This window comes from Acinetobacter sp. L-24, assembly GCF_056857555.1.
Window position 1 is genome coordinate 74,032 of the sequence record NZ_JBSXNI010000039.1, and the last position, 10,376, is coordinate 84,407.

General features: G+C 43.2%; 11 protein-coding genes and 1 pseudogene. 9 read left to right on the forward strand and 3 right to left on the reverse strand.

The annotated features are described in order from the left end of the window. The first annotated feature begins 30 nt into the window (after window positions 1-30). From atpE to AC13CK_RS06540, 7 genes are all read left to right on the forward strand, one after another. Window positions 31-276 (forward strand): F0F1 ATP synthase subunit C, encoded by a 246-nt coding sequence (atpE, locus tag AC13CK_RS06510; RefSeq protein ID WP_000424060.1) that lies wholly within the window; start codon window positions 31-33, stop codon window positions 274-276. Window positions 277-315: 39 nt separating this feature from the next. Then, the gene (locus AC13CK_RS06515; RefSeq protein ID WP_004280990.1) at window positions 316-786 is read left to right on the forward strand and encodes a F0F1 ATP synthase subunit B; all 471 of its coding nucleotides are present in this window, start codon (window positions 316-318) and stop codon (window positions 784-786) included. Between the two features lie 12 nt (window positions 787-798). Then, window positions 799-1,335: a F0F1 ATP synthase subunit delta gene (locus AC13CK_RS06520; protein ID WP_004280992.1), complete on the forward strand. Its 537-nt coding sequence runs from the start codon at window positions 799-801 to the stop codon at window positions 1,333-1,335. Window positions 1,336-1,380: 45 nt separating this feature from the next. Next, a complete protein-coding gene (gene atpA, locus AC13CK_RS06525) occupies window positions 1,381-2,925 on the forward strand; it encodes a F0F1 ATP synthase subunit alpha (protein ID WP_004644861.1) in 1,545 nt (514 codons plus the stop codon). Window positions 2,926-3,014: 89 nt separating this feature from the next. Beyond that, complete coding sequence (atpG, locus tag AC13CK_RS06530; RefSeq protein ID WP_004644862.1) at window positions 3,015-3,884, forward strand: F0F1 ATP synthase subunit gamma; 870 nt, start codon at window positions 3,015-3,017, stop codon at window positions 3,882-3,884. A gap of 26 nt (window positions 3,885-3,910) precedes the next feature. Then, the gene (atpD, locus tag AC13CK_RS06535) at window positions 3,911-5,305 is read left to right on the forward strand and encodes a F0F1 ATP synthase subunit beta (RefSeq protein WP_004644863.1); all 1,395 of its coding nucleotides are present in this window, start codon (window positions 3,911-3,913) and stop codon (window positions 5,303-5,305) included. Between the two features lie 27 nt (window positions 5,306-5,332). After that, entirely contained in the window at window positions 5,333-5,752 is a 420-nt protein-coding gene (locus AC13CK_RS06540; protein WP_004732608.1) for a F0F1 ATP synthase subunit epsilon, read from the forward strand. Between the two features lie 51 nt (window positions 5,753-5,803). On the opposite strand, the gene AC13CK_RS06545 is transcribed toward AC13CK_RS06540, so the two are convergent. Then, window positions 5,804-6,442 carry a hypothetical protein gene (locus AC13CK_RS06545; RefSeq protein WP_138743286.1) on the reverse strand — a complete coding sequence of 213 codons (639 nt, stop codon included), beginning with the start codon at window positions 6,440-6,442 and terminating at the stop codon, window positions 5,804-5,806. A 363-nt stretch (window positions 6,443-6,805) separates the two neighbouring features. On the opposite strand from AC13CK_RS06545, the gene AC13CK_RS06550 reads away from it, so the two are divergent. Beyond that, window positions 6,806-8,182 carry an NAD-dependent succinate-semialdehyde dehydrogenase gene (locus AC13CK_RS06550; protein ID WP_425880123.1) on the forward strand — a complete coding sequence of 459 codons (1,377 nt, stop codon included), beginning with the start codon at window positions 6,806-6,808 and terminating at the stop codon, window positions 8,180-8,182. Window positions 8,183-8,211: 29 nt separating this feature from the next. Here AC13CK_RS06550 and AC13CK_RS06555 read toward each other — a convergent pair whose 3' ends face one another. Both AC13CK_RS06555 and AC13CK_RS06560 read right to left on the reverse strand, forming a co-directional pair. Next, entirely contained in the window at window positions 8,212-9,228 is a 1,017-nt protein-coding gene (locus AC13CK_RS06555) for a pirin family protein (protein WP_425880122.1), read from the reverse strand. A gap of 141 nt (window positions 9,229-9,369) precedes the next feature. After that, window positions 9,370-9,969, reverse strand: a complete 600-nt coding sequence (locus AC13CK_RS06560; protein WP_425880121.1) for a hypothetical protein — start codon at window positions 9,967-9,969, stop codon at window positions 9,370-9,372. Window positions 9,970-10,293: 324 nt separating this feature from the next. Between AC13CK_RS06560 and AC13CK_RS06565 the strand changes: the two are divergent. Beyond that, window positions 10,294-10,376 (forward strand): annotated as a pseudogene (locus AC13CK_RS06565) (IS5/IS1182 family transposase); the annotation flags it as partial.

Sequence of the window (10,376 nt, forward strand, 5' to 3'; positions counted from 1 at the left end):
GGTATAAAACCTAACCTCTGAGGAATTATCATGGAACTCACTTTAGGTCTAGTTGCAATTGCATCTGCTATCTTGATCGCTTTCGGTGCTTTAGGTACTGCGATTGGTTTTGGTCTTCTAGGCGGCCGTTTCCTTGAAGCTGTAGCTCGTCAACCAGAATTGGCTCCACAACTTCAAACTCGTATGTTCTTAATCGCGGGTCTTCTTGATGCTGTGCCTATGATCGGTGTTGGTATTGGCTTGTTCTTCATCTTCGCTAATCCATTTGTAGGTTAATCAGCTTAATTCCGAAATTCACTATTTGAGGAATTTGCAATGAATATCAACCTCACATTGTTTGGCCAAGCGATTGCGTTTGCGATTTTTGTCGCATTCTGCATGAAGTTTGTATGGCCACCACTAATCAATGCGATTAGTGAACGTCAGCGTAAAATCGCTGATGGCTTAAATGCTGCTGAAAAAGCGAAGGCTGACCTTGCAGATGCGCAAGCACAAGTGAAAGCTGAGTTAGACGCGGCAAAAGCACAAGCGGCTCAATTGATCGAACAAGCGAACCGTCGTGGTGCACAATTGATCGAAGAAGCGCGTACCCAAGCTGCGGCTGAAGGTGAGCGTATTCGTCAACAGGCTAAAGAAGCTGTTGATACTGAAATCAATGCTGCTCGCGAAGAATTGCGTCAACAAGTGGCTGCTCTTGCAGTAACTGGTGCTGAGAAAATTCTTAGCCAGCAAGTTGATGCAGAAGCTCACAATGCCATGCTGACTCAGCTGGCTGCTAAACTTTAAGAGAGGCGGATTATGGCTGAACTCTTGACGTTGGCACGCCCATACGCTAAAGCAGCATTTGCTTACGCTTCTGAGCAAAGTGCAACTGACTCTTGGTCAACAGCACTTGAATTGCTCAGTGCTGCGGTGCAAGACGAAGCATTTTCAGCTTATCTAAATCGCCCTGAGCTTACACCTGCTGAGCAGGTGGCTCTTTTTGCGAAAGTTTTAGGTGAAGACCAAACTGCAGCAGTGTCTAACTTCCTGACATTGCTTGCAGAGAATAACCGTTTGGTTCTTCTTCCTGAGATTGCAGCAGAATATGAGCAGCTTAAATCACAGAATAACAATACTGTGGATGTAGTGATTGAATCTGCATTCCCATTGACTTCTGTACAGGAACAATTACTTGCGCATGCATTAGAGAAAAAATTCGAAGCTGCCGTAAATGTTTCTGTAGAAGTTAACCCAGCGCTGATTGCTGGTGTAGTTATTCGTGCAGGCGACCAAGTGATAGATGATTCTGCGCTTAACAAGCTTGAAAAAATGCGTACTCGTCTTCTTGCTTAATTGCATTTAGAAGACTGAACTTTAAAAAGATTGAGGTATAGCGCAATGCAACAACTGAATCCATCCGAGATCAGTGCGCTCATTAAACAGCGTATCGGCGATCTGGACACCAGCGCAACCGCTAAGAACGAAGGAACCATTGTTATGGTTTCCGACGGTATTGTGCGTATTCACGGCTTAGCTGACGCTATGTACGGTGAAATGATCGAATTCGACGGCGGCCTTTACGGTATGGCACTGAACCTAGAACAGGATTCAGTGGGCGTCGTTGTTTTAGGTAACTACTTAAGCCTTCAAGAAGGTCAAAAAGCGCGTTGCACAGGTCGTGTATTAGAAGTTCCGGTTGGTCCAGAACTTTTAGGCCGTGTAGTAGATGCTTTGGGTAACCCGATTGATGGTAAAGGCCCTATTGATGCAAAATTAACTGATGCTGTTGAAAAAGTAGCACCAGGCGTAATTTGGCGTCAATCAGTGGATCAACCTGTACAAACTGGTTATAAATCAGTAGATACAATGATCCCTGTAGGCCGTGGTCAACGTGAGTTGATCATTGGTGACCGTCAAACTGGTAAAACAGCAATGGCGATCGACGCGATCATCGCTCAGAAAAACTCTGGCATTAAATGTGTATACGTAGCAATCGGTCAAAAACAATCGACTATCGCTAACGTGGTACGCAAGCTAGAAGAAACTGGCGCTATGGCGTATACAACTGTTGTAGCTGCAGCTGCAGCTGATCCAGCAGCAATGCTGTATCTAGCTCCGTATTCTGGCTGTACAATGGGCGAATACTTCCGTGACCGCGGTGAAGATGCGTTAATCATTTATGATGACTTGTCTAAGCAAGCTGTTGCTTACCGTCAAATTTCATTGCTTTTACGCCGTCCACCAGGTCGTGAAGCGTATCCAGGTGACGTGTTCTATCTACACTCGCGTCTACTTGAACGTGCTTCTCGTGTATCTGCTGACTACGTTGAGAAATTCACTAACGGTGAAGTTAAAGGCCAAACTGGTTCATTAACTGCATTGCCGATTATTGAAACTCAAGCGGGTGACGTATCTGCATTCGTACCAACCAACGTAATTTCGATTACTGATGGTCAGATCTTCCTTGAAACATCATTATTCAACGCAGGTATTCGTCCTGCTGTGAACGCGGGTATCTCTGTATCTCGTGTTGGTGGTTCAGCGCAAACTAAGATCATCAAGAAATTGTCTGGTGGTATCCGTACTGCTTTGGCGCAATACCGTGAATTGGCAGCATTTGCTCAGTTCGCTTCTGATCTTGACGAAGCAACTCGTAAGCAACTTGAACATGGTCAACGTGTAACTGAGTTAATGAAGCAAAAACAATATGCTCCATACTCAATTGCTGACCAAGCTGTTTCAATTTATGCATCTAACGAAGGCTACATGGCTGACGTAGACGTTAAGAAAATCGTAGACTTTGATGCTGCGTTAATTTCTTACTTCCGTTCAGAACATGCTGCGTTAATGCAACAAATCGATGCCTCTGGTGATTACAACAAAGACATCGAAGCTGCAATCAAAGCAGGTATTGAAAGCTTTAAAGCGACTCAAACTTACTAATTTCAACCTCTGTTGAATTTAGTGTCGGTTTGGTTCACGGAATCAACCTTCGGAAGCTCGCAAGGGCTTTCGAATACTAGGTTAAGCGTATGGCAAATTTAAAAGAAATTCGCGCCAAAGTAGCTAGTATCAAGAGCACGCAGAAGATTACTCGAGCGATGCAAATGGTAGCAGCTTCTAAGATGCGTCGTGCGCAAGAGCGCATGGCTCAAGGCCGTCCGTATGCCGAAAATATGCACCGTGTAATTGCTCATTTGGTCCAAGCGAATCCTGAATACAAACACCGTTATATGGTTGAACGCCCGGTTAAGCGCGTTGGCTATATCATTGTGTCTTCAGATCGTGGCCTTGCTGGTGGTTTGAACATTAACCTGTTCAAGAAAGTGGTTAAACACGTTCAACAGCAACAAGAGCAGTCAATTGAAGTTCAATTTGCTTTAATTGGTCAAAAAGCGGTTTCGTTTTTTAAAAACTACGGCGGTAAAGTGCTTGGTGCGACGACGCAAGTCGGCGATGCCCCAAGTCTTGAGCAGTTATCTGGTTCTGTACAGGTGATGTTGGATGCTTATGATAAAGGCGAGTTAGATCGTATTTATCTAGTGTCAAACGGCTTTGTCAATGCCATGACTCAAAATCAAAAAATCGAACAACTTGTTCCTTTGGCTGCTGCTGAAGAGGACAAGAATCTGAACCGTCAATACGGTTGGGATTACATCTACGAGCCTGAAGCTGAAGAGCTTTTAAATGGCTTGTTGGTTCGCTATATCGAGTCTGTGGTGTATCAAGGTGTGATTGAAAACATCGCATGTGAGCAGTCTGCACGTATGGTCGCTATGAAAGCAGCGACAGACAACGCAGGCGAGATCATTAAGAGCCTGCAACTTATTTATAACAAGCTGCGTCAAGCCGCGATTACTCAGGAAATTTCTGAGATCGTTGGTGGTGCCGCTGCCGTTTAACATTATTTTGAATTGAGGAGACAGCAATGAATAGCGGTCGTATCATTCAGATCATCGGCGCGGTTATCGACGTCGAGTTTGAACGCAACAGCGTTCCTAAGATCTATGACGCTCTCCAAGTAGATGGTACTGAAACTACTTTAGAAGTTCAGCAACAGCTTGGTGATGGCGTAGTTCGTACTATTGCAATGGGTTCTACTGAAGGCCTTAAGCGTGGTTTGAACGTAACTAACACTAACGCGCCGATTTCTGTACCAGTAGGTACAGCGACTCTAGGCCGTATCATGGACGTTCTTGGTCGCCCGATCGACGAAGCTGGTCCTGTTGCGACTGAAGCGCGTTTACCAATTCACCGTCAAGCGCCTTCTTATGCAGAACAAGCGGCTTCTACTGACCTTTTAGAAACTGGTATTAAAGTCATCGACTTACTTTGCCCGTTCGCGAAAGGTGGTAAAGTTGGTCTGTTCGGTGGTGCCGGTGTTGGTAAAACTGTAAACATGATGGAGTTGATCAACAACATCGCGAAAGCTCACTCAGGTTTATCTGTGTTTGCTGGTGTTGGTGAGCGTACTCGTGAAGGTAACGACTTCTATCACGAAATGAAAGATTCTAACGTTCTAGACAAAGTAGCAATGGTCTACGGTCAGATGAACGAGCCACCGGGTAACCGTTTACGCGTAGCGTTGACTGGTCTTACTATGGCTGAATATTTCCGTGACGAGAAAGACGAAAACGGTAAAGGCCGTGACGTACTATTGTTTGTAGATAACATTTATCGTTATACACTAGCGGGTACTGAAGTATCAGCACTTCTAGGTCGTATGCCATCTGCAGTAGGTTACCAGCCTACACTTGCAGAAGAGATGGGTGTTCTTCAAGAACGTATTACATCGACTAAGTCTGGTTCTATTACGTCAATCCAAGCGGTATACGTACCTGCCGATGACTTAACAGATCCATCGCCTGCTACAACGTTTGCTCACTTAGACGCAACTGTTGTATTGAGCCGTGACATCGCGTCGAGTGGTATTTACCCAGCGATCGATCCACTAGACTCAACTTCACGCCAGTTAGATCCGTTAGTTGTTGGTCAAGAGCATTATGAAATTGCACGTTCTGTACAGAACGTATTGCAACGTTATAAAGAGCTTAAAGACATCATCGCGATTCTTGGTATGGACGAGCTTGCTGAAGAAGATAAACTGGTTGTTTACCGTGCGCGTAAAATCCAGCGTTTCTTCTCTCAACCGTTCCACGTAGCTGAAGTATTTACTGGTGCTCCTGGTAAATTAGTATCTCTTAAAGAAACGATTCGTGGCTTTAAAGGTCTTCTAGCTGGTGAATACGATCACATCCCAGAACAAGCGTTCTACATGGTTGGTGGTATTGACGAAGTTATTGCTAAAGCCGAGAAACTTTAATTAGCTACTCTAATTTAGGAGATTCTCATGGCGACTATGCAATGTGATGTTGTAAGTGTTCAGGAGTCTTTGTACTCAGGCACTATAACTATGCTAATTGCAAAAGGTGCTGGCGGTGAGTTGGGTATTATGCCTGGCCATGCTCCGCTGGTAACTTTGCTCCAACCTGGCGCGATCCGCGTTATTTTGGAAAACGGTACAGAAGAGTTGATCTATGTATCTGGTGGTGTTCTAGAAGTTCAACCGCATGTTGTTACGGTTCTTGCAGATACTGCAGTCCGTGCAGAAAACTTAGATGAAGCAGCTATTGTTGAAGCGCGTAAACACGCTGAAGCATTGCTTGCGAATCAAAAGAGCGATTTGGACGCTGCTGCTGCTTTGGCTGCTCTTGCAGAAACTGCTGCACAGTTGGAAACGATCCGCAAAATCAAAAACCGCGCTCAATAAGAGACGGTTTGAGATTGAAAAAACCACCCGAAAGGGTGGTTTTTTTATAGTTCATAGGTTCTTATCATGTTTGTTTTTATATATGTGTTCATAAAAAAAGATTAAGTCTTTTTCTCTACCATAATTATTGCCAGAACCAAATGTAGCTACTACGTACAAAAAACCAAACTTTTCTAATTCAGATGCTGAAAAGTTACATTCATTATTCGTAAGGTAGTAATCCTTCTTGGATTTGTTCATTTCAAATGATAAGTAGGCTTTTTCTAACCCTTCTAATAAAAACGATGTAAATTGAGGAATAATATGAGCATATCTTAAAAAATTTTCACGATTTATTTCTTTCGCATCATATAAAAGAGCTAAACGAGCGAGCATTTTAGATTGATGGATTAAATAGACTTTATCTAAAGCATTGAGTAATTCACCACCTATTTCTAAGTTGTTTTGATTCTTGAAGATTTTTAGTAATGTTCCTGATGCTAACTTTTCACCTTCCTTTATAAATTCCAGGATATTTTTTAATTTTTGCTTTTCGTTATAGCTTCTGAAAACTTTATAAATCGCTAAACCTGAAGATGCTATTGGAAAAGCTTTTAAAATTTCTTGAAAAATAGTATCAGTCGTTTCTAAAACTGTATTATCAAAATAGTTTTCTGCTGTTTGAATGATATTAGATGGTATTTGACTCATTATGAATTTTCTTTTTTCTACTATATAGAATAATGTACTACACACCTGAAAATTTGAAATTTATATTTTTAGCATCACCTTAAAACAGCTGATTTAGATTATTTGTTTTAGCTTGGAATTTTTGCAAGTATCGATCTTGAGAGTGTTGGTTTTACATTTCCGATTCTTAAATAAATTTTAATTTGTACCACTCGATATAACTTTTACCCTTTCTCAGTAATGTTTTGAACCAATCTGTAAACCTGCACACGCCATAAAAAAATCAGTGATAAGTTAAATGATTCGAACAGATTTCGCTTGTTATAGCTTAATACGATAGAAGTTTAGAACAGGCAAAACTTATAATTGAAAAAAGGGAAAACCATGGCTTATCAATCTATTAATCCATTTACCAATCGAAAATTGAAAGACTACCCATCGCATAGCGATCAAGATATTCAACATGCACTCGATACTGCAGAAAAAATTCTAAAGTCAGAATGGTCACAGCAGGTCGATATCCGTATTGCAGTACTGCGTAAATTGGCTACCAACATGCGAGCGCAAAAAGCTGAACTGGCCAAGCTTATGACCCAGGATATGGGGAAACTGATCAAGCAGGGTGAAGGTGAAATCGAAACCTGCGCCAAAATTGCCGAATATTATGCTGATCATGCCAAAGAGTTTTTAGCGCCCGTGTCCTATGAAACGGAACTGGGTGAGGCCTGGGTTGAGCATCATCCACTGGGTATTATCATGGCGGTAGAACCGTGGAATTTCCCATTTTATCAACTGATGCGGGTATTTGCACCGAACTGTGCCATTGGTAATCCGGTTCTGGCAAAACATGCCGGCATTGTGCCGCAATGTGCTGAAGCTTTTGAGCAACTGGTCTTGGATGCAGGCGCACCCAAAGGTGTCTGGACCAATCTGTTTATCAGCAGTGATCAGGTCGCTGAAGTAATTGCAGACAAGCGTGTGCGTGGTGTGGCACTCACAGGTTCAGAAGGTGCGGGCAGTGCAGTCGCTGAACAGGCGGGCAAACATCTTAAAAAATCAACGCTGGAACTGGGCGGTAATGATGTATTTATCGTACTCGATGATGCAGATCTGGAACGCGCGATCAAGTTAGGCTGTCAGGCGCGTGTCAATAATGCCGGGCAGGTATGTACGGCGGCGAAGCGATTTATTCTGCATGAAAAAATTGCCGAACAATTCAAAGCCGGCATGCTGAACGCCTTTGAACAGTTAAAACTGGGTGATCCGCTTGATCCTGAAACCACTTTAGGGCCACTGTCTTCAAAAGATGCGCTGGAAAAACTGACCAAGCAGGTCGATAAGGCCGTAGCACAAGGTGCAACTGTGGTCATTGGCGGTAAGGCTGTAGAACATCAAGGCAATTTCTATACACCAACGATTCTGGAAAATATCACGCGTGAAAATGAAGCCTGGTATGAAGAATTCTTTGGCCCGGTGGCGCAAATCTATGTGGCCAAGGATGATGATGAAATTGTCGAAATTGCCAATGATTCCAATTATGGTCTGGGTGGCGTGATCCATGCTCAGGATATTGAGCGGGCGAAAAAGCTGGCGTCACGGGTAGAAACCGGCATGATCTGGATCAACTGGTTTACTGACACCACGCCCGAATTGCCATTTGGTGGAATCAAAAATTCCGGTTATGGACATGAACTGTCGATTGATGGTTTTAGAGAGTTTGTGCAGAAGAAACTAGTCGTTGTCAAAAGCCCGAAAGAATAATATGAGCTGATCCAATGTCAAAGAAGCCACTATTTAGTGGTTTCTTTGTCTAGTTGGTCTGAATATTCTTCACGTTTACCGCCTTCATAACTGGCGAAACGTGGATGTTCTGGTGGAAATGACGGTTCAGCGCTTGGCCAAGGCCAGCCACCAAACTGGGTTTCGCGATAACGGCGAAAAGCAGTATCCAGCTCTTGCGCACTATTCAAAACAAAAGGTCCATGCATGGCAACTGGTGCACCGATCGGTTCACCTTCCAGCCATAAAATATGTGATTCCAGCAGCCCACCTTTGAGCTGAATATCTGCATCCGGTTTGAGTTCAAGTAGATGCTTCGGCGCTATCTTCTGTCCTTCAAGCTCCAAGCTTCTACCTTGATAAAAATAACAAAAACGCGTTGCAGTAGCAGTGCTGGCAGGAATGGTTAATTCTGCTTCCGGCTTTAAAGTGATTAAATACATATTGAGTTGATTCTCTGGAATGGCTGCCCATGAATGTGGCGGACGATCCAGTGCCTGAGTCTGTTTAAACTGTCCTGAAATGACCCGGATCTCCGCTTTACGTCCGGTCGCATCGGCTGAAAATACATGTGGAATATGTTCACGCCACAACATTTTATAATCGGCCGGCTGCTTTTTTTGTTCCGGTGAGGAATTCAGCCAGATTTGAAACAGCTCCAGAGGATTGTCCTGATCCTGATGGACTAAAGGAAACATCTCGCAATGCTGTACCCCATTGCCGGTAGTCAGCCATTGCACATCACCCGCGCCATAACGTCCCGAGTTTCCCAGCGAGTCAAAATGATCGACATAACCGCGCTCGACAATGGTAATGGTTTCAAAGCCAGTATGCGGATGCTCCGGAAAGCCGGGAATACTCTCGCCATAATACATGTCATATTCATGCTGCTGTGGCGGGGAAACTGTGCCTAATTCGACATTGCCTTGCGGATAATGATCTTGATGATGAACGGTAAAAATAAAAGGATCTTTCAGATCAAGCCGGGATGTGACTGGAACCACAGAATACAGCACTGAATTCGACATGATTGAACTCCTGATGATCTGATTAGATGAAAATTCTTGATCTAAATATAATTTTTATAATCCATAACAGTGTATAGCCTGCAAGACGATTGAGGAAGGTGGGTTTCGATCAATCGCCTCAAAATGAGATTTTTAGGTATTTTAAGTATTGTCCTGATCAGTATTGCTCTTTGATTCCTGATCTGGATTCTGGATCAGCAAGCCGGCCAGTTTGACCATTTCGGATTGCACATTAACCATCTGGGATTCAATCTTTTTCAAGTTCACTTGGCTGAAATCCACCTGACCATTTAAAAGAGGAGAAGCCAGAACTTGCTGATTGGCGGTCATAATGTTGTCACGAATCTGGTCAATTTCCTGACTTTTCAAGTTCAGGTTGCCTAACACCTGATTAAAACTGCTAAGTTGCTGTTGTAGCTGGGTCGCAGTGGACTCCAGTTGCTGGGTATCTTTAGCTTCGACCGCCGTTTGCAGTTCGGTCTGGGTCTGTTTTAACTGTTCTACATAACTGCCGGCCTTGAGCTGCAAGTCGGCGACATCACGAACCATATAAAACATATTGCCCGATTTAAGTTCGGTTTGTGCTGCTGAACTCTGTTGCTGAGAGGCTGGTTCCAGATCTGAGGTCGTGGTATCTGCCTGTTCAGCCGGTGCTTCGACAGCCTGTTCACAGCCCATCAGTAAAATTCCAGAGCTAAATAATGCGAAAGGAAGGACAGCATTGGCAAGAATCTTGGACATGGAATCAGGGTCTCGATACAGGTGATGGAATTTGAGTAGTATTTAATATAAGGACAAACTATGGAGATAAAAAAGATTGTTGCAAACTCATAACAATTCTTCTGGGTTGCGAACGTTGCTCTATTCAAAAACAAGAAAAAGATTATTAAAAGCTGGTAAAGAAGTACTTTGCTCTCACCAAATTGGCTTGTTTGGCCTGCAATCACTTTGAAAATGTTTTTAGGTGAATTTTAATGCAATTAAATAGGGTATGTTGACACTTTTAGCTTAAAAAAATAGCGAAGTAGTAAAATCAAATCGCCAAACCCAATTTTACTATTCGCTATGCCTCGTACCATGCTGACAGATCAACACTGGCAAAAGTTGAAAGTTATTCTGCGTAATTTATCCATTCACCACAACTCAAA